Genomic DNA, 19,959 nt, shown 5'->3' with positions numbered 1-19,959 from the left:
TAGGGCTTGAAAATAAGGTAATTTGTAAAATCCACAGATAAAGCTAATGATATTGGACATTCCGGTCGATAAAATATTACAGACATTCTGTGCCATACTTTGATATGGTTCATGATTTTATGAGAAAATGTAATAAAATTTCCTGTGATCAGCAGGATTCGACAAAAAGACAGCGAATACTACATAAAGAATAGTGTCTTTGTACCTAGTTTTTCGCAGGGAAGAAATTGCAAGTATAATGAATAGGAGAGGTGTACGATCACGATGAAACCTGCCGGTGTGGTGCGTAAAGTTGATCAGTTGGGGAGAATAGTCTTGCCCAAGTCACTACGCAAAAGATATCAAATGAATGAGGGAGACCCTGTCGAAATTTTGGTTCAGGGCGACCATATTATTTTGGAGCGTTATCGTCCGAAATGTGTATTCTGCGGATCAGTTGAGCAAGTGAACAATTTTAAAGACCGTTATATTTGTGCTCAATGTTTGACGGAAATGACACAGTACTCCTAAAATGGGGCAAAAGCATCACGACATTCGTTCGTGATGCTTTTTTTCTTATAGAGTATGAGAAAGCAAAAGTAGTTTACATGCCTGTAGACGATAAGTTCCTATTTATAGAACAAAAAATGAGTAGGGACCGGGCGGAGATTTCCATCCGACGGCTTGTTCACGACCCTACCGTTCAGGATGAGTGAGGAGGAGCCGCCCCCGTCCAGATTATAAGCATCCTGAACGCCGAGATTGTACATTTTCCCTTGTAGTTCTTCCAACGTTGCGCCTGAACCCCCGCTTTCATTGTAGCCGTCTACGACAATAATGAGCAGTTGGTCATCTTTATAGTTGCCGATGGCTGTACGTGGCGCCCGTTTAGGCGATACCTTCCACTTGTCTGGAATAGGCATCTTTTGGCCTCTTTGCAGTAGAACGGGAACGAAGGTAGCTCCAAAGACAGGTTTCAGGCTGTCCAGAGCGCCTTGACTGTAAAACTTGCCGCCGATGAGCTTGCCGGTGTTGCTCAATCCGACAAAGGACAAATCCTTAAAGCTGGACTGAAAGCCGGTCAGGTAATGGCCGTTCATGACGGTAGTGCTTAATGGATAGCGTTTGCCGTCTCCATCCGCAAAGCCGCCTGCATTAATGCCAGCGACAGCTCCATGTCTCAGGACAGCACGCATGGTCGTCTCAGAGCCGCCCAGTTTGTCGCTCCCCAGAGACATTTTCATAGCGGCAGGATCTTTAAGCTTGACCTTCATGGCATAGCCACGATAAATCCCCGGATTCACCTTAAACAATTCAATAGTAATCCGGTTGCTGTCTACCCGCTCATAGGGAACCCCGAGCTTGGCGGTGATGCGTCCATCATAGATTTTTTCGGGACGCTTAGATTGGGTAGAGGCCGTTTGAACAAGCTGATTCATCGTTTGGGTCGTTTGCTTGTACAGCTCCGATGTTCGGCGAATGGTGGACAAGGTGTATGTTGCCGTTTGTTTGGCTTCATCAAGCTGGTTGCTTACGGACTGCGTTTGTAGAACGACCTCGGTTTTTTGCAGACTCGGGACAGTAGATTCGGAAAAACTAAATGTGGGATGAATTAACAAAATACACCCCAACAAACCGATAAAAGGAGCAAGGGCCAACATGAAGAAACGATTTACCTGTTTTGTATCCATATTCATTTCAGCAGGTCCATTTTTTTCTGAAGTGTATTGAGCTGCTGCTTAACTTCGTTCAGTTGGGTGTAAAGCTTATTGCTGTTGTCGGTTTTATTGTTTGCATTATCCTTGGTAAAGGTCAGCAATTCATTGAAGGACTGCACTTTGCCCTCTAATCCGCTTACTTCCTTGGAAAGCGCGGTCAACTGTTTTTCATAGTCGGTTTTGAGCGCTTGAATCTGCTGGTCCGTATGGGTTTGCATTTCGTTCAGCATTTCCTGCTTCAAATGATTGCTGTACAGATAGGTTGCGAGAGCACCTAGTATAATAAGTAGGAACCAAAATAGCAGAAAGGCCTTTACGGGCATCCCCTTTCTTGAAGTGCCTCGCCGGGATTCGGCAGGAGGGTGTTCAGGTGAAGCTTGCATGCGATTTTCAACTCCCGTGTAAAATCAAATTTCCAGTCTTTATTTTGCAGTTCCAATTCTATCATGGGCCTATTTATTTCGCAAAAACGAAATGGATGCATAAAATTATTTGGAAAAAGAGATTGCATCGGAAGGAAGTCCTAGGATACAATTTCCTTAAACGGTTTTCGCTTCTTATACGTTCACATTTGCGCAATTTCTACATATGCAACCCCAAATTATAGATTCATTTTCGCTAACTATGTATTTTTATGTATTTTTTTGTGAAATCAGGAGGTTTAGACATGAGAAAAGTATGGCAGGTGGTCATTATAGACATCCATCCTACAAGCATGCTGGGTACAAAGCTTATTTTAGAAGACCAGCAGGATTTGCTTGTCAGAGGGATGTCCTCCTCCGGAACGGAAGGTCTGGAATTGGCTTGCTCCATTCGGCCGGAAATCATTTTAATGGATTACAGGTTGCCTGAGGGGACGGCGGAACCGTTTCTAACACAAATACGGGCCTTGTCTCCAGACAGCCATATTGTTATTATGACGGATGAGGATAATATTACGCTCTTCCAACAGCTGATTTCGCTGGGAGCGAATGGAATGTTATCCAAACAGGCGTCGCCAAGCCAGTTGATCCATCTGATCAACGGTTTGCGCGAAGGATTTGCTTCGTTACCGATGGACTGGATTCGTTGTGGAAACTGGCCTTTTATGCCGCTAATGGCTTCTGAGCCTTTTGACGAATTGACACAAACTGAAGTTTTTATTATGGAACGTATTGTACAAGGAATTACATATGACAAAATTGCTACTGAGATCGAAGTCAGTCGGCGCTCTATTGATAATTATTTACGTAAAATTTATGCGAAATTGGGCGTATCCAGCCGGGCGCAGGCGATTGAACGTTATGCCCTGTATGCGCGTCAGACCAAGCAGTTATATGCCTGACGCGCCAGCCCGGAAGCCGTGACCTATTTTTCAGCAGAAGGAGGATGTTCATGCAATATTCCTTTGCTTCACGAACGGCTGCAATGTTGGCTTCTCCAGTGCGTCATATCCGGGAAAATGCGAGAAGACACTCCTTTATATCTTTGGCTGAAGAATTGCCTGCACAAGAGCTTTTTCCGGTGAAGCTGCTGGAAGAAGCGGCTCATGATGTGTTTGGCTCCGGCCCTGACGCCCTCCAGTATGGTGAACCGGAGGGCTATTTTCCTTTGCGGGCGTGGCTTGCAGGAGAGTGGGAACAGCGCAAAGGGGTTAGAGTACCACCGGGACAAATCCTCCTGACAACAGGCAGTCAGCAGGCCATTGACCTAATTGTAAGGCTGATGGTGGATGAACGCGACCCGGTGTTGGTCGAAAATCCGACGTCGCCCGGATGTCTGCAAGTGCTGTCGATGCAGGGAGCGCAGATCGTGCCCGTAGAATCTGATGGAGAAGGTGTGCTTCCCGATCAGCTTGAAGCCTTAATCGTTCATCACCATCCCAAGCTTTTTTTCGCTACGCCCACGTTTACGAACCCGACCGGTTCCTTATGGAGCGCGGCAAGACGTCAGGAGATTTTGGACCTGTGCAGGCGTCATCAGGTGTTGATCGTGGAGGACGATTCTTATGGAGAACTTCATTTTAAACAAAAAAATGAATCCGGCGACAAGAGCCCGTATGGGCAAAGCCGGAAATTTGCAGAAGCCTATCCTTCGCTATTTGCGCTGGATCATGCGGGGCAGGGCGGCCAGGTGCTATATATCGGTTCATTCAACAAAACGATTGCGCCTGCGCTGAGAACCGGATGGGCGGCAGGCCCCGCCCCGTTGATCGAAGGTATGTACGCTTTGAAGCAGTTGGCCGATATGCAGTCCAGTACGATGAACCAGCGGCTCCTGTTCCAGTTACTGACCAGCTCGCGTTTTCAATGGCACGAGCATTTAGCCATGCTGAACAAAGAGTACTCGACACGTCTGCAATTAATTCTGGAGCTGCTCAAGCGCCCGTTTTGGAAAGACGTGACGTACCGCATTCCGTCCGGCGGCATGTATGTGTGGGTTCGGTTGCCCGATGGGCTGGACAGCGCACTGCTGCTAAAGGCAGCTCTACCCAAAGGTGTAGCCTTTATGCCAGGGGAGTTGTGCGCGGTTGGCAGCGAAGGCGCGTCCCATATCCGCCTGAACTTCAGTCATCCGGGCCGCGAGCAGCTACTCATGGGCATGAACTTGATCGGTGAGACGATCAGTGAATTCACTGCGCGAAGCTAGCAGGGGCCGAACGATCTAATTGCTGTGGCATACTTCCGGCAGTCGTGGCGTCAGAAGTAAGCTGTAGGCTTTTCAGTGATCGTCTGCATTCGAAGCGCCAGAAGTAAGCGGCAGGATTTTCAGAGATCGTCTGCATTCGCGGCGGCAGAGTACGCGGCTGGTGCTTCCGCGATCAGGCGTTGTCCGCCGCGATTATTGGGCTCTACGGCCTTGCCAGCGGCCGTTTCGGCGCCCTGCTCTTGCAGCACCGCCGTATACTCGCTCAGGGCGGCTTCGCCAAACGAGGTTAGCCTGTAGCGACCCCGGGCTACGCGCTCGAACCAGCCGTAGTAGTTGCGCTGGAGCACGGCTGCGGCCCCGCTGACGGCTGCTGTACGGGCGAGCTGTGCCGGTGCGGCTTCCCCCAGACCCTGCAAGGCCGCGGCCACGCGCAGCGCTTTTTCCCGGTAGGCCGTGACCAGCTTGCGCCGGGTACTGCCGCCAGTGTTGTGGTCGCCGCTGCGTGCGTGAAACTCTCGCAGCAGCCTTTCCTTGCGCGAGCCGGGGCGGGCTGCTGCCGTTTTGCGGTCACCACCGTTCGTACTCGCAGGCTTGCAAAGTACCTCTACGAGCGGCGGCTTGGTCTTATAATGGGTGACGGTGAGCAAGCCCAGCCCCAACTGGCGGCACAGTCCGACCAGCTCGTTCCAGCGCTGATTGACAGCCCCTTTTTTCGCACGGTTTCGTTCCACCGCCACATACACATTGCTGCTTAGCTTCAGACGCTGCATGCCTTGCAGCATCAGCGCCAGATTGAACGTCTTTTTAATCTCCACAATCAGTGGCTCCTGCTGTTCTGGCTTTATTCCCACCAAATCGCAGTTACGCACTTCTCCCTTGATTTCGTATCCTGAGCTCTCAAAAAAGGCTTTGATCGGAGCGTACAGCTCCGTCTCATGCCGAACCGCCATGCTTCTCCCGCTCCTTTATCCCATTATTCCGAGCTTATATTGTACCATAATGCGGCAGGTCCGCGTCGTTGTTGTATATTTTAGCACAGTGTATCTCTCTGTTTTTCGAAAAGGCAGGAAACCTGGCGCAAAAAAAAGGTCAATTCTGAAATCAATCTGCATAGGTATGTATTACACTTTTTTTAAGAGGATTGCATCATATCCTGAAAGGCGTGGACGAGTGTAGCCATTAACCATCCGGAGTGGAGGATAGTCATTACGCAGTCATAGGAGGAACCTAGCATGAATATTTTTGAACGCGTTGCGGAGTACCGGGCGGAAAACAACCGTCTGGCCTGGAGCGGCACTTTTAGAGAGTATATCGAGATACTCAAGAAAGACCCGACGCCGGCGATGACCGCTCATGCACGGGTTTACAAGATGATTGAATCTTTAGGTGTAGAAGAGGTTGGGGGACATAAGCGATATAAATTTTTTGAGCAGGAGATTTTTGGACTGGACCGTGCGCTTGAAAAGTTGGTGGAGGAATACTTCCATTCCTCAGCCCGTCGGCTCGATGTGCGCAAACGTATTCTACTTTTGATGGGACCCGTCAGTGGAGGTAAATCCACGCTGGTCACCTTGCTCAAACGCGGTCTGGAGAAATTTTCGAGGACGGATCAGGGAGCGGTATACGCCATTGAAGGCTGCCCCATGCACGAAGATCCGCTTCATCTCATTCCTCATGAGCTGCGTCCGGATTTTGAGAAGGAGCTGGGGGTGCGGATTGAAGGCAATCTGTGCCCAGCCTGCCAGATGAGATTACGCACAGAATTTGATGGAGATATTGAAAAGGTCCGCGTGGAGCGGGTGTTTATATCGGAAGAAAATCGGATTGGCATCGGTACGTTCAGTCCTTCGGATCCGAAGTCACAGGATATTGCCGATTTGACAGGCAGCATCGACTTTTCTACGATTACGGAGTATGGGTCGGAATCCGATCCACGCGCGTATCGTTTTGACGGAGAACTGAACAAAGCCAACCGTGGACTGATGGAGTTTCAGGAGATGCTGAAATGCGATGAGAAGTTTTTGTGGAATTTGCTGTCACTGACCCAGGAGGGTAATTTTAAAGCGGGACGTTTTGCGTTAATCAGTGCAGATGAATTGATCGTTGCTCATACCAATGAGTCGGAGTATAAAAGCTTTATCGCAAACAAAAAGAACGAGGCTCTGCAATCACGGATGATCGTGATGCCGATTCCTTACAACCTTAAAGTCTCGGAAGAAGAAAAAATTTACGCCAAGCTCATTGAACAAAGCGACATGAAGCATATTCACATCGCCCCTCATGCGCTGCGGACGGCTGCTATTTTCTCCGTGCTTACCCGCTTGAAGGAGACGAAGAAGCAGGGCATGGATCTGGTCAAAAAGATGCGCATGTATGATGGCGAAGAGGTGGAAGGCTACAAGACAGCCGATCTGAAGGAAATGCAAAATGAGTTTCTGGAGGAAGGCATGTCCGGGGTAGATCCAAGGTACGTCATCAATCGCATTTCCAGTGCGCTCATTAAGCAAAATGTAGAATCCATCAATGCACTGGACATTTTACGAGCTATCAAGGATGGTCTGGATCAGCATGCTTCTATTACGAAGGAGGAAAGGGAGCGCTATCTGAATTTCATTTCCGTGGCCCGTAAGGAGTATGACGAGCTGGCGAAAAAAGAAGTCCAGAAAGCCTTTGTGTACTCGTTCGAGGAATCAGCCAAGACGCTGTTCGACAACTATTTGGATAATATCGAAGCCTTCTGCAATTGGGTGAAAATCCGCGACCCGCTTACGGATGAAGAACTCGACCCGGATGAGCGGCTGATGCGTTCGATTGAAGAGCAGATTGGGGTATCGGAAAATGCGAAAAAGGCGTTCCGCGAAGAAATTCTCATCCGGATTTCCGCTTATTCACGCAAGGGACGCAAGTTCGAATATCATCATCATGATCGGCTGAGAGAAGCGATTGAGAAAAAGCTGTTCGCAGATTTAAAGGATATTGTCAAAATTACGACCTCGACCAAAACACCCGATGCTAATCAGCTCAAACGCATGAATGAGGTGATTAAGCGATTGATTGAGGAACACGGTTATACAGGTGCCAGCGCCAACGACCTGCTCAGGTATGTAGGTAGTCTGTTGAATCGATAAAAATCGGTAAGCTTAAGGTAAGCCAAAAGCAAAAGCGATAGCTAGAGTAATGAGTTGTGATGGACGGCGTCGTAGCTGAACAGAGATATCTATCGGCTGCGTAACCTATGAGGAATCCGGTAGCAAGCACTGGGAGTTTCCAAGTGCTTGCCACCGGATTTTTTTTGATGAAGGAGTTATTCCAGATGAATGTCCATCATTGATATGTGAAAAGTCACGAGAAAATAGCGCTCTCCCTCCGTGGCGGTCCAATCAACGCAACCGAGGAAGAGCGTAATACTTTATTAGGAAATGATTGATTTCTTCCATTCAGTATGAGCCGCAAATACTCTTTTCCATAACTCGTCCCGTTCCTGGGGACTATAGTTAACAAGCGGCTCACCAAATACATCTGCCAACACTTCCAGCCACTGCGATTTATGATCCAGCTCTATTTTTTCCAATCCGTTCAGCCCGTGTTTTTTCCAAATGCAGCCTCTTAGTTCATTCGTCTCTAATGCTTGTCTTTGCCGAATCAGAAACAGGTTGAACCATGGAGAATCCACTGAGCGGCTATAGAAATGATGTTTTGGCATAAACTCTTCCAAATCCCGAACAACCGTAGGGTCATAATCAACGCCGACAAATGAAGCAAGCGAATCATGCTCTAACCGCCAGCCTTTTGCAACAACCCCGGACTCCGTAACCTTATATTGAAGAGGAGCTTGTTCATAAGTGCCCATTTGGAGTGGAACAGGCTCATATGGCATATCGCCTAAACCGACATCAACAATCCATACTTCATCTTCGTGCTGCTCATTTAGCAAGTTCACGGTTAACCCAAGATGAAATGAATTGATGCGTGGCTCTGCCCCTAAAGGCTGAACCCCGGCACGATGCAGGCAGACCTTGTAGCCCAGTGAATGTAGTAGTGCGCTGAAGGCACCATTCAGATGAAAACAATAACCGCTTCTACCCTGTAAAATAAGTTGAACTGATTCTTGAAAACCAATGGCTGCTGGCTTTCTTGCAAAAATGTCCACCGTTTGCCACGAAAGATGTTTCACATGGGCCTTATGCAGCTCAAATAAATAGGATTGGGTAGGAGGCTGAATGTCTTGAATTCCGATCCTGTTTAGATAAGCCTTTATTTCTTCTTTTGTCATGATGTACATATACAGTCACCTCTATTGTTAGTTTCTCAATTTCTCTTTTCGGAACAAATGATCCTTGAGTCATAGCATCATTGTAGAAGGGGGACGTATTGATTACAATGCTATAAACTTTTGATTGTACCGGTACAATCAGCCAGTGGATCCGGTTCAGTGGCATGTAGATTTACCAAAGACAGTTGTCAGAACATAAAAAAACAGACCGTTTCGTTCGGTCTGCTTTCCTGTTTAGTTCCAAGCCGACAGATTATAACAGCGCTCTAAGCTCACGTCGATATTTGTTTAACTGCACGAATGATGGAATAACACGTTTGGCAGAACGGATGCCGCCTATTCTGATGTTGCGGACCACATGATAGGGAGAGATCAAAAGTGTGTGAAGCAAATGTAAATCATGGGCGCTTAACGGACGATATCGTTGATAGTAGTCGACCGCGCGCAGCATCTTGGTCCCGTTCCAAAGACAATTTCGATGAAGAAGATGGGACAAGTCTTTCATTCTTACGTGCAGGGAGCAATTTTCAAAATCGATTAAATGGATATTGAGCTGTCTGTCTTTAATCAGATTGGGGTAATTGTAATCGCCATGTATACATGCGCCTGCTTTTTGCTCTGAGTCGATTGCTTCTCGAACCTTGGACTGCTGTAAACGATGCGTCACTTCCTCACAGAGAGCCACGAGATGTGCTGTGTCTTTGTAGGGATTGAGGCGTTTTTTGTATCCAGCAATTTCATCACCCAAGCCTTCGTAACGTATTCTGGCTGCCGGAGTTTCGGTGATAGGAAAGCCTGCGGCGCTGGAGTGAAATTTGGCTAAGGTGGAAATCCCCTTTTTGAAATCTATTCTTTTTGTAAATTTGGGTCTTCGTCCATCCACCCAATTGGTTAACGTATACGAAATGCCTTCATGGGTCATATAAGCGGTTTGCTGCACTGTCGGATAGACCTTTTGGCTACGGGTAAACCCGCGCTCATCCAGGAAGGACAACACACGTGTAATAAAACGAATTTCATCTTCTGGGAATTTGTAGGGCTTTAAACAATAGGTCATGCCGGCGGTCTCAATCTTGTGTATGTCCTTCTTTTGACGAGTACGTTGAATTTTGATTCCGTACATCTGCTCAACGTTCGATAAAATCGACATTTTGATCCTCACTTTCTTTTATGCATGCACCCATTCCTGCAAAATATGAATGATTTGTAAACGAAGGGGCCACGATTGATCCCAATTGTCCAGGATCTCGCGGTTTCTTGAGCGATTCGGGTGTAGGGAGGCATGCCACGCTTCACGGGGCAGTTTATACAAGGCTGTAACCATTTTTCGTTCAGTTCGGCTTAGTGGTTTGCGTTTTTGGTATCCTTTCAGCAAGGATTGCACAAATTCAGGATTGAATTGGGTTGTATTCATAAGGGCCTTTGCCAGATCTGCATAGACTGAGCCGACCTTCACCCGATCCCAATCAATGATTTTAAGTTGACCATCATTTGAAATCATGACATTGGGGATCGTGATGTCACTGTGTATCAAAGAGGGGGAACGGCTTTCCTTCTGAAGCAGCTTAATAATAGAGGTGTCCTGCAAATCCCTCCATGCCCGCCTGGATAATCGTTGGCAGTCTTTGCCGTGAGTGTTGTACCAGCTGCGGTATTTTGTATCATGACGGCTGATTTTTTTTATTTTTTTTTGAAAAAGACGATCATGGTTTTTCCATATCCGCAATTGCTGAGACGTAGGGGATTTTCCCCTTCCAATCCGATGCAAGCCAGTGGACGTGGCATGAAGCGTGGCAAGTGCCCACCCAAGCTTTTCAAAATCTTCAGCATTCTCCAATCCCCGTCCCTTGATCCACTGACTCATATAAAATGGCGTCCCTTGATGTAAAGTCCATAGCTTCCCGGAATGTGTTGGAAGCCACGCGGGCATGTAGCTATACTTTCTCTTTTTCAAAAGCCTGATCATGCTTGCAGCCTGCTCCATCTGTTGGATTGTATTTGAGCGGACCATCCTAGTACGGCTAAAGGGCTTTAATGCATAAGTTCCCTTTTTCGTTTTCACCTGGATCACTGCATTTTTTCGGTACAGTGATGAGACTAAGCTTGATTTTAACGGGATCAGACCGAAACGACTGGTAATTTTGCGAATCTGTGCTTTGGTATAGGATTTCGTCATAAGAACCTCACTTGACTTGTGATTATAGAAAAAGGTAATCCTCTGTTAGTTATCAGTCTATTCATGATGAGGTAAATAGGTGCTGTTTTAAAGGGCTATACGCTTTCCTAACTAGTTCATGTTATATTTCTTTACACGATAAAGGGATAAAATGTCATGGTAGCGCTATATATATCGTCTTTTATCCTGTATGCACAATAAACATGCCTTTGTTTTGGTCAGGACGAACATTGTTTATGGAAGGAAAGTTGCAGTAACATAAGTTAAACCTACTCAATAGAGGAAGAAATACATCATGTCTAAGCCACAGGAGGGTCATATGGAAAACGAAAAAGAAAAACGCCACCCGAAAACGTTTGAGCCTTTTGCATTTATTCTCATTGTGGCTACAAGTGTTCTGGGAGCTATTATCGGAATGCAGATCGTAACCAGCCTGGGGGTGACCCCAAATACGGCCATCATCGGAGCGTTAATCGCGATGCTGATTGCACGTATCCCGTTTAACTGGTTTTTACGTTATAAATCGGTACATCGTCAAAATCTGGTCCAGACGGCGATTTCCTCTGCTACCTTCGGGGCGGCCAATAGCCTGCTGATTCCGATTGGAATTCCATATCTCATGGGAACCCCTGATTTGGTCGTACCCATGCTGCTGGGGGCGGCGTTGGCTATGTTCGCAGATGCAACGATACTGTACAAAATTTTTGATTCCAGACTGTTCCCCGCCTCGGGTACCTGGGCTCCGGGTGTTGCGACAGCGGAATCCATCAGAGCCGGGGACAAGGGCGGCAAGCGTGCCGGATTGCTGGGTGTCGGCGCACTGATCGGGGTAGTCGGCTCTTATCTCAGCATTCCGATGTCTGCCTTTGGTGTTGCTTTTATCGGTAACATTTGGGCCTTGGGCATGTTTGGTGTCGGCTTATTGATTCGCCAGTATTCCATGCCGCTATTTCAGATTGATGTAAATGCGCTATACATTGCGCATGGAGTGATGATCGGGGCGGGCATTGTGGCGCTGATTCAGGCTGCTGTACTCGTATTCGGCCGTTCCGGCAAGAAAAAGGACAGTACCGCCGCGCTTTCGGATAAAGCTTCAAATGAAGCATTTGGCACGAGTAGCATTGTCGTGGATGGGGCTCCCGTGCATGCCTCTTCGCAGGATGAAGAATACACCCGTCCGATTGCAGAGGCTCGTCGTACGCTTGGACTCGGATTCATCGCGTATCTGGCGATTTCCCTGTTGATCGCCATCATCGGTGGACTGGTTACGCACATGTCCGTAGGCATGCTGATCGGCTTTATCGTGTTTGCAGCCTTTGCCGCGTTCGTGCATGAAATTATCGTCGGCATTGCCGCCATGCATTCCGGGTGGTTCCCCGCCTTTGCGGTCGCCTTCATTACCTTGCTTGGCGGTATGATGATCGGCTTTCCGCCAGTGGCTTTGGCATTGCTGGCCGGGTTTAGCGCGGCTACAGGTCCTGCCTTTGCGGATATGGGCTTTGATTTGAAAACAGGCTATATCCTGCGTGGCAACGGTAAGGATAAGGAGCTGGAACGGGAAGGTCGAAAGCAACAGTATATAACGGCTCTGATCGCCTTCGCTGTTGCACTGGTGACTGTAGCTCTGGCTTATCCGAGTTATTTTGCGCAAAATCTGGTGCCACCGATTGATAAAGTATATGTATCCACCATTCAGGCCGGAGCTACACCGGGGGTGGCAAGCCAGCTCTTGCTGTGGGCGATACCGGGAGCGATTCTCCAACTCTTAGGTGGCTCCAAGCGCCAACTGGGTGTTATGTTCGCGACAGGGCTACTGATTGCGACAGCGAACGCGTGTTGGGCTGTTCTGGCCGGCATCGCAATTCGCTTCCTCGTAACCCGTTTCGCAAAAAAAGAGGTCGTTTCTTCCATGACGATTCTGGCCGCAGGCTTTATCGCAGGGGATGCGCTGTACAACTTCTTTAATTCCGTATTTAAACTAAAAAAGTGAGATGATGCAGATGGACGCTTTGAAGCTGGATGAGAGAATTGTTGAATATGCCGTTTATGGCGGTGCTGTTCTGGGCGGAGGAGGCGGAGGCTGGATTGAGGAAGGTCTGCGGATCGGAAAGCTGGCTCTTGAAGTGGGACAGCCGAAGCTGGTATCCGTCGAAAGCTTCGCAGATGACGATCTCTTCGTCACCGTGGCTGTCGTTGGTGCCCCGGCTGCTCCGAATAAATATGTGAAGCCTGTTCATTATGTGAAGGCGCTGGAAATGGTGTCCTCCATGACAGGAAAGGGTGTCGGGGCCTTGCATACGAATGAAAATGGTGGCGAAACAACGATTAACGGCTGGTTTCAGTCGGCTTTGATTGGTATTCCGGTTGTGGATTTTGCATGTAATGGCCGGGCACATCCGACGGGTACAATGGGCTCTATGAATTTGACCGAGCTGCCAGATTACGTTAGCCGTCAGGCTGCGGTGGGCGGACGCGGAGAGCATTATATTGAGGTAGGGATTTCAGGCTCTCTGGACCATGCTGCATCGCTGGTTCGTAAAGCCTCGGTAGAAGCTGGAGGACTTGTAGCGGTTGCGCGGAATCCGGTTACGGCTTCTTACGCGAGAGCCAACGGTGCGCCGGGAGCCATTTCCCGAGCAATTGCTGTCGGAGAAGCGATGCTGGCTCATCAGGGCGAAGCCGCGATTGCAGCCGTGGTCGCTGAGCTGGGCGGCAAGGTGATCGTCTCAGGAGAAATAACAGAATGCAAGCTTGAAACTTCGGGGGGCTTTGATGCCGGATTGGTACGTATTACCGATAGCCGCAGTGCCTACGAAATGACCTTCTGGAATGAGTACATGTCCCTGGAGCTTGACGGAGAGCGACTGGCGACTTTTCCAGATTTGATCATGACACTGGATCTGGATACAGGCAGACCTGTAATCACTGCCGCCGTAGCGAAAGGACAGCGACTGGCTATCATTGCGGTTCCGAAGGAAAAGTTGCTGCTGAGTACAACTATGTTTAACACCAAGCTGCTGCAACCGATTGAGCAAATTATTCATAAGCCTATACTGTCCTATCTATAAATGATTTCGGGAGGAATGCAAAGATGGCACTTCAACAGACATTAACCGTATTCGAAGCGCTGGACAGCGCCTATGTAAACGGAGAGCGGGTTAAGCAGCTTTTCGCCGGATACGAGGATATTGTGGTAACCGTAAAACAGGTAATCGGAGCCAAGGGAAGCACGGATTTTATACAAGTGCTTATTCCGGGTACAGAAGGTAAAAGCTCGGGAGGTACAGCACCGACATTCGGCATTGTCGGACGCCTGGGCGGGATCGGCGCACGTCCTTCCCGAATTGGTCTTGTATCTGATGCGGACGGAGCTATTGCGGCGGTGGCTGCCGGGCTTAAGCTGGCGGATATGCAGATCAAAGGTGACAAGCTGAAGGGTGATGTGATCGTAACTACACATATTTGCCCGGATGCACCTACTCGTCCGCATGAGCCGGTTGATTTTATGGACTCCCCTGTGGATTTTTTGGAAATGAATCGTCATGAGATTGTTCCCGAGATGGAAGCGATTTTGTCTATTGATACAACCAAGGGCAATCGTGTCATTAACCATAAAGGGATTGCTATTTCACCTACGGTGAAGGAAGGCTATATTTTGCGAGTCAGTGAGGATCTGCTGCGCCTGATGGAGCAGACCACGGGACAACTGCCTGTTACTTTTCCAGTAACCACGCAGGATATCACGCCGTACGGTAATGACTTATACCATATTAATTCGATTTTGCAGCCTGCTGTAGCGACGAATGCGCCTGTAGTCGGTGTGGCTATTACAGCGCAGGCTGCTGTACCAGGATGTGGCACCGGAGCGAGTCATGAGATTGATATCGCGGCTGCTGTACGTTTTTCCATTGAAACGGCCAAGGAATTTACGAATGGCACTTGTGCATTTTATGACCCGCAGGAATTTGTCAAAATTACTGAATTGTACGGCTCCATGAAGATACTTCAGACAGCAGGCAGTGCGCAAAACCACGACTGATGCTAAACAGGGCAGGCCACAGGCTTGCCCTTTGTCGTCAGGAGCGTAAAATAAAATGGATACGAAAGCAGGGGATTAAAGATGGATAAGCTTGGGATGATTACGATTGGGCAAGCGCCCCGGACAGATGTGGCTCCTATCGTGGAACGGGCTTTGGAAGGACGTGCAGAACTGGTACAGGTAGGTGCGCTAGACGGTCTTTCTTTTGCTTATATACAAGAGCATCTCTCTCCGTCCCCGGGAGAATATGTATTGACCTCCCGTCTGACGACTGGAGAGTCGGTAGTTATATCACGCGAAAAAATCCAGCCGCTGCTTCAGGAGAAAATTACGCGCATGGAGGAACAGGGCATTCGTACGATTTTATTGCTGTGTACCGGCGTATTTCCGGGTTTGCATACCCGAACCGCCTTTTTGATCGAGCCGGACCATGTGCTTCCTCCTGTGATTAAGGCGATGTCCGGCGGACGGCGGGTCGGCCTGATTGGTCCGCTGGAAGAGCAGAAGGACAATCTCAAGCTCAAATTCAGTCCTCACGGAATGAATCCCGGGTTTGCGGCGGCCTCGCCTTACAGCAGCAGTGAAGAGGAATTTCGCCAGGCTGCCGGGCAGTTCAAGGATCAGGCTGATCTTATCGTGCTGGATTGTATGGGGTATACGGATGTTCACAGAGAACTGGCTACGCGTTACGCGGGGGTTCCAGTCGTATTGTCCAATGCCCTGATCGGCAAGCTGGTATCGGAAATGGTATAAACATATAAGCTGACTGAAAATAGGAGGTAAAGAATATGAGCCAACAACGTGTTGAAATTAGTAAAAATGTATTGCAAACATGTCTGGGACTTACCGCTGGAGAGACGCTTCTGGTCGTAACGGACGATGATAAAAAGGAATTGGGCGAGTCCATTTATGAAGCTGGCAAGGCGCTGGGGGCTGAAGCTGCTATTTTGACGATGAAGGTGCGCTCCAAATCGGGGGAGGAGCCTCCGGCACCTGTCGCCGAAGCTATGCTCCGCTCCAACGTTGTCGTATGTGTCACCCGGTATTCGCTGACGCATACCCATGCCCGCAAGCAAGCCGCAGCGGCTGGAGCGCGTCTGGCGACGATGCCTGGCATGACGGACGACATGTTCATGAACGGGGCGATTGCTGCTGATTATCCGAAGGTCAAGGCGTTGACCGAAGAGGTGGCCGCATTATTGACGGCTGCCAAGCAGGTGCGGATTGAAAAGGATGGTTACAGCCTGAGCTTTAGCATTGAGGGTCGCAACGGCGTGCCCAGCACGGGCATGTATCTGAACCCTGGCGAATCCGGCAACCTTCCTTCCGGCGAAGCGTATATTGCTCCGCTGGAGGGGACGGCGCAAGGGCAGATTGTGGTGGACGGCTCTGTTGCGGGAATCGGTGCCTTGAAGGAGCCGCTACTGCTGATGGTCGAAAACGGCAGGTTGACAGCCGCAGAAGGGGAAGCCGGACAGCCCCTGCTGGAAATACTGGGCGACGGTGACGGCAGAATGCTGGCCGAGTTCGGTATCGGGACGAATGATAAAGCGCGTATTACAGGTGTTGTACTGGAAGATGAGAAGGTATACGGCACGATTCACGTAGCTTTTGGCAGCAATAATACTTTTGGCGGGACCATCGCTGCGGGTGTACATATTGACGGTGTCGTTCAGCGACCGGATGTATATCTGGATGACCGCCTGATTATGAAAGCAGGGCAACTGCTGGAGCGTTAGATGAATGAGAAACAGCAGGAGCTGTAAAAACGGGGAGGAATTCATCATGCTCGGAATTATCAGAGTGCTTACCATGCAAGACGAAGTAGCTATTGGCCTTCACGGTCGGGTTATCGAGCAGCGCTACGGGCTGTCTGTCACTAGTGTGTGTATCCCTGACCAGCCGCAGGGAATCTATGATGATGCAACGGATCGGGAATCGGTGCCTAAAATTGTGGTTGCAGCGCAACAGCTCGTCGAGCAGGGCTGCACGTCCATTGGCATTAGCTGTGCGGCTGATCCGGCACTGGAGGAAACCCGTCAGGCGGTGAATGTACCTGTATACGGCGCAGGCTCCTGCGCGGCGCATCTGGCATTGACAGCGGCCAGTCGTGTCGGTGTGTTAACCATTTTGGAGGAGGCACCCCCGTTGATCCGCCGTATCTTGGGTGAGTCTTACATCGGCACAGAACGCCCCGAGGGTGTACGTACGACGCTGGACCTGAACACTCCGCAAGGTAAGGAGGCGGCCATGGCAGCGGCGCTGCGGCTTCAGGAGAAGGGCGCAGAGGCCATCGTGCTGGCCTGTACGGGTTTTGTGACGATGAACTTCGCACCGGAGCTGGAGCGCAGGCTGGGCATCCGTGCCATTGATCCGATTGTGGCCCTCGGCGCAGCCGCATCAGTGCGTTGGGAACGGGAGAATGAGGAAGTTCAGGCAGGATAAGCCTGGCTCATAAAATAACAGGGTATGAAATAAACCGCCTTTTCCTGAAAAGGCGGTTTATTTGCGTTCCATCCGGTAAAAGGTTTTGTTTTGTAAACTTTTTTGGTACACTATCCTGAAAATTAAGTTAGGCGAGAACTTTGCAAAATCCTAAATATATATGTGCCGTTACCGCAAAATAAATAGCAAGGTGGTCTGTCCATATGAAAATACCGGGTGTAACCGTTCAGGAGCTTATGACAATGCCCGTATTGAAGGAGGCGAAGGTACTAAGCGGAGAGCAAGGGCTAAATCGGTTTGTCCGTTTTATTGATATTATGGAGGTCCCTGACTTGAAGGGCTGGATCAGGGAAGGCGTACTATTGATGACAACCGCTTATTCCATCCGTCATGAGCCTGAGGTATTGTGTCAAATTATTCAATTATTGCATCAGGGCGGGGCCGCAGCACTTGCGATCAAACCGACCCGCTTTCTCAAGGAAATTCCCCGCAGTGCGCTGGAGGAAAGCAATGCCTGTGGCCTGCCCGTGATTGAGATTCCGGCTGATATTCCATATACAGATATTACACAGCGAGTCATGGATATAGTGTTGAATCGGCAAGCAGAGCTGCTGCGACGCTCGGAAGAGATATATCGGACCTTAACAACGATGGTGCTGGAGAACAGCGGTATACAGGCTGTAAGCGATAATATTGCAGAGCTGCTTAAAGCCCCGGTTGCTTTGATTGATAATGGAGGCCGAGCCATCGTTACTTCACCACAGGAGTGGAATTGGGCGGAGGCGCAGGATTCCCGTTATTTTCCGATTAATGTCGATAAACGCACGGTTGCCAAGCTGGTCATTGCCCGCAACGAGCTGGATGATATGGAGCAGGTGGGGATTGAGCAGGCACGCCTGGTCATGGCGTTGGAATTAATGCGTGAAAAGGCGGTAGAAGATACGGAAAGCCGACTGCGGGGTAACTTTATTGATGAGCTGATGACCCCTCCGGTGCCGTTGCGGCATGAGGTTGAGCGCCGAGGGCGTCAATTGGGATTTAACCCGGCATATGATTGGGAGGTCGCTGTACTGGAAAGCGCTACCGCTCCGCCAGAAGAGATTCTGTCCGGATTGCTGATTCAGGAATCCACCCGGCGACGTGTGGTTTCTCATATTGAGTTCCGTTCCAATCGGGCAATATTATTTCTGCCTACTCTTCATCCGAATGACCATCATGACGGGGCTGGCGATGATCAGGGACTAACCTGGGCTGAAACGCTGAAGAACTGGAACAGTGAAAAAGCATTGGGAACGGGCGATTATTATATAGGCATAGGAAGTGCCAAAAAGCTGTGGGAGCTGATGCAAAGCTATAATGAGGCACGACGTGCCATCACCGTATCCCAGCGGCTGTATCCCGATAGACGTGTATGTAAATTCGGAGATATCGAAATGCACTATATGCTTGGGGAAGCAATGAACAAAGAGGAATTTGCCGATTTGTTTGAACGTAAGCTGGGCAAACTCCAGCAGTATGATCGGTCTCATGGCAGTGATTTGCTTAAAACGTTATTTTATTATCTGGAAAATCGGGGTAGTCTGATGGATACGGCGAATTATCTTTTTATACACCGTAATTCGGTCAAATACAGATTGGAACGGATTCGTGACATTGCGGATTTTGATCTCAACGATCCACGCGAGCAGTTCATATGCCATACCTGTCTGATCCATTATTATTTGCGGGAACATAAGTAGGCAGATACGGTTGGTTTATAGGGCAGGGAGGAAAAGACATGGATAAAAAAATATTAGTAGCGGACGATGAACCCAGCATTCGAAATGCGCTAGCCTATGGGTTGAAAAGAGAAGGTTATTTGGTAGAAACCGCTGTTGACGGGGAAGACGCATTGGAAAAAGTCCGTTTATTTCACCCGGATGTGCTGGTGCTCGACGTGATGATGCCCAAGCTGGGCGGATATGAGGTGTGCCGCCGTCTGGAAAGTCGGAAGGGCATTGGCATTTTGCTGCTGACCGCCAAAAACGATATCGTGGACAAGGTGCTCGGGCTCGAGCTGGGCGCGGACGATTTTATGAGCAAGCCCTTTGATCTGCGAGAGCTGCTCGCCCGCATCAAGGCGCTGGTACGGAGGCTTGAACGGGAGGGAGCGCCTGCACCAGAAGGATCAGAAACGGCACTTGGCCCGTTGCGCGTGCGTCCGTCCAGCAGAACGGCTGAACTGGAGGGAACAACGCTGGATCTGACACCCAAGGAGTTTGATGTGCTGGCGCTTCTGGTGTCACATGCCGGGCGGGTGTACACACGGGACGAGCTGCTGGAGCAGGTATGGGGCTTCGATTATGCAGGGGGAACGCGGACCGTGGATATTCATATCCAGCGCCTGCGCAAGAAGCTCGAACCGCATCAGTCGCTATTGCAGACGGTGTATGGAATTGGCTATAAGGCGGAAAAGATGCTGTGAACGAACGCCAGTTGCTTGGCGCTTGGCCCACCCATTCACCACGTCGATTCTTGATCCAGGCGGACACGAGGTTCATCGTTAACGAGAAAGTCGTACCAGCGGTTGCGAAAACGAACCTGAGGCCCGTCTGCAGGTACGTGCGCCTCCATGCGCAGCGCCTCAGGGATAGGACGCGGATGCTGGCTTTCCACCACGGTTCGATCCTCTTCCTGCGCCCCTCCTCAGCGGGAGTCAAAA

Annotated in this window: 18 protein-coding genes and 1 pseudogene; 12 read left to right on the top strand and 7 right to left on the bottom strand. The window is 49.4% G+C overall.

Annotated elements, in window-relative coordinates; all coding sequences use genetic code 11:
• Positions 1–264: 264 nt before the first annotated feature.
• Positions 265–510: an AbrB/MazE/SpoVT family DNA-binding domain-containing protein gene (locus tag ACQ4MX_RS06090; protein WP_014280616.1), complete on the top strand. Its 246-nt coding sequence runs from the start codon at positions 265–267 to the stop codon at positions 508–510.
• Between the two features lie 98 nt (positions 511–608).
• On the opposite strand, the gene ACQ4MX_RS06085 is transcribed toward ACQ4MX_RS06090, so the two are convergent.
• Together ACQ4MX_RS06085 and ACQ4MX_RS06080 are read right to left on the bottom strand one after the other, a co-directional pair.
• Entirely contained in the window at positions 609–1,676 is a 1,068-nt protein-coding gene (locus ACQ4MX_RS06085) for a phosphodiester glycosidase family protein (protein ID WP_431089775.1), read from the bottom strand.
• Complete coding sequence (locus ACQ4MX_RS06080; protein ID WP_431089774.1) at positions 1,673–2,080, bottom strand: hypothetical protein; 408 nt, start codon at positions 2,078–2,080, stop codon at positions 1,673–1,675. Before ACQ4MX_RS06080 ends, ACQ4MX_RS06085 begins: the two co-directional genes overlap by 4 nt.
• Positions 2,081–2,364: 284 nt before the next feature.
• Here ACQ4MX_RS06080 and ACQ4MX_RS06075 point away from each other — a divergent pair, with 284 nt between their 5' ends.
• Positions 2,365–3,021, top strand: a complete 657-nt coding sequence (locus ACQ4MX_RS06075) for a response regulator (RefSeq protein ID WP_431089773.1) — start codon at positions 2,365–2,367, stop codon at positions 3,019–3,021.
• 50 nt (positions 3,022–3,071) lie between these two features.
• On the top strand, positions 3,072–4,325 hold the full coding sequence (locus tag ACQ4MX_RS06070; RefSeq protein WP_431089772.1) for a PLP-dependent aminotransferase family protein: 1,254 nt from the start codon (positions 3,072–3,074) through the stop codon (positions 4,323–4,325).
• A 119-nt stretch (positions 4,326–4,444) separates the two neighbouring features.
• Here ACQ4MX_RS06070 and ACQ4MX_RS06065 read toward each other — a convergent pair whose 3' ends face one another.
• Positions 4,445–5,275, bottom strand: coding sequence for a DUF2161 domain-containing phosphodiesterase (locus ACQ4MX_RS06065; RefSeq protein WP_431089771.1), 831 nt, complete (start codon positions 5,273–5,275; stop codon positions 4,445–4,447).
• Between the two features lie 282 nt (positions 5,276–5,557).
• Here ACQ4MX_RS06065 and ACQ4MX_RS06060 point away from each other — a divergent pair, with 282 nt between their 5' ends.
• Positions 5,558–7,453 (top strand): PrkA family serine protein kinase, encoded by a 1,896-nt coding sequence (locus tag ACQ4MX_RS06060; protein ID WP_431089770.1) that lies wholly within the window; start codon positions 5,558–5,560, stop codon positions 7,451–7,453.
• Positions 7,454–7,737: 284 nt separating this feature from the next.
• Here the strand turns inward: ACQ4MX_RS06060 and ACQ4MX_RS06055 are convergent, their stop codons facing one another.
• The 3 genes from ACQ4MX_RS06055 to ACQ4MX_RS06045 form a co-directional block, all read right to left on the bottom strand.
• Positions 7,738–8,607, bottom strand: coding sequence for an arylamine N-acetyltransferase family protein (locus ACQ4MX_RS06055; RefSeq protein WP_431089769.1), 870 nt, complete (start codon positions 8,605–8,607; stop codon positions 7,738–7,740).
• A gap of 244 nt (positions 8,608–8,851) precedes the next feature.
• The gene (locus ACQ4MX_RS06050; RefSeq protein WP_431089768.1) at positions 8,852–9,748 is read right to left on the bottom strand and encodes a phosphotransferase; all 897 of its coding nucleotides are present in this window, start codon (positions 9,746–9,748) and stop codon (positions 8,852–8,854) included.
• Positions 9,749–9,766: 18 nt separating this feature from the next.
• Positions 9,767–10,774 carry a phosphotransferase gene (locus ACQ4MX_RS06045; RefSeq protein ID WP_431089767.1) on the bottom strand — a complete coding sequence of 336 codons (1,008 nt, stop codon included), beginning with the start codon at positions 10,772–10,774 and terminating at the stop codon, positions 9,767–9,769.
• Positions 10,775–11,093: 319 nt separating this feature from the next.
• On the opposite strand from ACQ4MX_RS06045, the gene ACQ4MX_RS06040 reads away from it, so the two are divergent.
• From ACQ4MX_RS06040 to ACQ4MX_RS06005, 8 genes are all read left to right on the top strand, one after another.
• A complete protein-coding gene (locus ACQ4MX_RS06040; RefSeq protein WP_431091262.1) occupies positions 11,094–12,764 on the top strand; it encodes an OPT/YSL family transporter in 1,671 nt (556 codons plus the stop codon).
• Positions 12,765–12,774: 10 nt separating this feature from the next.
• On the top strand, positions 12,775–13,842 hold the full coding sequence (locus ACQ4MX_RS06035; protein WP_431089766.1) for a DUF917 domain-containing protein: 1,068 nt from the start codon (positions 12,775–12,777) through the stop codon (positions 13,840–13,842).
• A gap of 23 nt (positions 13,843–13,865) precedes the next feature.
• Positions 13,866–14,813, top strand: a complete 948-nt coding sequence (locus ACQ4MX_RS06030) for a DUF1177 domain-containing protein (protein WP_431089765.1) — start codon at positions 13,866–13,868, stop codon at positions 14,811–14,813.
• An 81-nt stretch (positions 14,814–14,894) separates the two neighbouring features.
• The gene (locus tag ACQ4MX_RS06025; protein ID WP_431089764.1) at positions 14,895–15,566 is read left to right on the top strand and encodes an AroM family protein; all 672 of its coding nucleotides are present in this window, start codon (positions 14,895–14,897) and stop codon (positions 15,564–15,566) included.
• Between the two features lie 35 nt (positions 15,567–15,601).
• Positions 15,602–16,552 (top strand): aminopeptidase, encoded by a 951-nt coding sequence (locus tag ACQ4MX_RS06020; protein ID WP_431089763.1) that lies wholly within the window; start codon positions 15,602–15,604, stop codon positions 16,550–16,552.
• A 46-nt stretch (positions 16,553–16,598) separates the two neighbouring features.
• Positions 16,599–17,258 carry an aspartate/glutamate racemase family protein gene (locus ACQ4MX_RS06015; RefSeq protein ID WP_431089762.1) on the top strand — a complete coding sequence of 220 codons (660 nt, stop codon included), beginning with the start codon at positions 16,599–16,601 and terminating at the stop codon, positions 17,256–17,258.
• A gap of 203 nt (positions 17,259–17,461) precedes the next feature.
• On the top strand, positions 17,462–18,997 hold the full coding sequence (locus ACQ4MX_RS06010; RefSeq protein WP_431089761.1) for a PucR family transcriptional regulator: 1,536 nt from the start codon (positions 17,462–17,464) through the stop codon (positions 18,995–18,997).
• Positions 18,998–19,035: 38 nt separating this feature from the next.
• Positions 19,036–19,722, top strand: coding sequence for a response regulator transcription factor (locus tag ACQ4MX_RS06005; RefSeq protein ID WP_134910519.1), 687 nt, complete (start codon positions 19,036–19,038; stop codon positions 19,720–19,722).
• A gap of 35 nt (positions 19,723–19,757) precedes the next feature.
• On the opposite strand, the pseudogene ACQ4MX_RS06000 reads toward ACQ4MX_RS06005, so the two are convergent.
• A pseudogene (locus tag ACQ4MX_RS06000) lies at positions 19,758–19,931 on the bottom strand (aromatic ring-hydroxylating oxygenase subunit alpha); the annotation flags it as partial.
• Between the last annotated feature and the right edge of the window lie 28 nt (positions 19,932–19,959).

The organism is Paenibacillus sp. 8b26 (assembly GCF_050626875.1).
In the GTDB taxonomy this organism is placed as follows: domain Bacteria; phylum Bacillota; class Bacilli; order Paenibacillales; family Paenibacillaceae; genus Paenibacillus.
This window is presented reverse-complemented; position numbering and strand designations above follow the sequence as displayed.

What these genes read in the sequence shown, in the direction of transcription:
- ACQ4MX_RS06025 (WP_431089764.1), top strand. Translation starts at nt 14,895, where the DNA reads ATGGATAAGCTTGGGATGATTACGATTGGGCAAGCGCCCCGGACAGAT.
- ACQ4MX_RS06030 (WP_431089765.1), top strand. Translation starts at nt 13,866, where the DNA reads ATGGCACTTCAACAGACATTAACCGTATTCGAAGCGCTGGACAGCGCC.
- ACQ4MX_RS06005 (WP_134910519.1), top strand. Translation starts at nt 19,036, where the DNA reads ATGGATAAAAAAATATTAGTAGCGGACGATGAACCCAGCATTCGAAAT.
- ACQ4MX_RS06065 (WP_431089771.1), bottom strand. Translation starts at nt 5,275, where the DNA reads ATGGCGGTTCGGCATGAGACGGAGCTGTACGCTCCGATCAAAGCCTTT.
- ACQ4MX_RS06035 (WP_431089766.1), top strand. Translation starts at nt 12,775, where the DNA reads ATGGACGCTTTGAAGCTGGATGAGAGAATTGTTGAATATGCCGTTTAT.
- ACQ4MX_RS06080 (WP_431089774.1), bottom strand. Translation starts at nt 2,080, where the DNA reads ATGCAAGCTTCACCTGAACACCCTCCTGCCGAATCCCGGCGAGGCACT.
- ACQ4MX_RS06055 (WP_431089769.1), bottom strand. Translation starts at nt 8,607, where the DNA reads ATGTACATCATGACAAAAGAAGAAATAAAGGCTTATCTAAACAGGATC.
- ACQ4MX_RS06040 (WP_431091262.1), top strand. Translation starts at nt 11,094, where the DNA reads ATGGAAAACGAAAAAGAAAAACGCCACCCGAAAACGTTTGAGCCTTTT.
- ACQ4MX_RS06070 (WP_431089772.1), top strand. Translation starts at nt 3,072, where the DNA reads ATGCAATATTCCTTTGCTTCACGAACGGCTGCAATGTTGGCTTCTCCA.
- ACQ4MX_RS06060 (WP_431089770.1), top strand. Translation starts at nt 5,558, where the DNA reads ATGAATATTTTTGAACGCGTTGCGGAGTACCGGGCGGAAAACAACCGT.
- ACQ4MX_RS06020 (WP_431089763.1), top strand. Translation starts at nt 15,602, where the DNA reads ATGAGCCAACAACGTGTTGAAATTAGTAAAAATGTATTGCAAACATGT.
- ACQ4MX_RS06015 (WP_431089762.1), top strand. Translation starts at nt 16,599, where the DNA reads ATGCTCGGAATTATCAGAGTGCTTACCATGCAAGACGAAGTAGCTATT.
- ACQ4MX_RS06050 (WP_431089768.1), bottom strand. Translation starts at nt 9,748, where the DNA reads ATGTCGATTTTATCGAACGTTGAGCAGATGTACGGAATCAAAATTCAA.
- ACQ4MX_RS06090 (WP_014280616.1), top strand. Translation starts at nt 265, where the DNA reads ATGAAACCTGCCGGTGTGGTGCGTAAAGTTGATCAGTTGGGGAGAATA.
- ACQ4MX_RS06045 (WP_431089767.1), bottom strand. Translation starts at nt 10,774, where the DNA reads ATGACGAAATCCTATACCAAAGCACAGATTCGCAAAATTACCAGTCGT.
- ACQ4MX_RS06075 (WP_431089773.1), top strand. Translation starts at nt 2,365, where the DNA reads ATGAGAAAAGTATGGCAGGTGGTCATTATAGACATCCATCCTACAAGC.
- ACQ4MX_RS06085 (WP_431089775.1), bottom strand. Translation starts at nt 1,676, where the DNA reads ATGAATATGGATACAAAACAGGTAAATCGTTTCTTCATGTTGGCCCTT.
- ACQ4MX_RS06010 (WP_431089761.1), top strand. Translation starts at nt 17,462, where the DNA reads ATGAAAATACCGGGTGTAACCGTTCAGGAGCTTATGACAATGCCCGTA.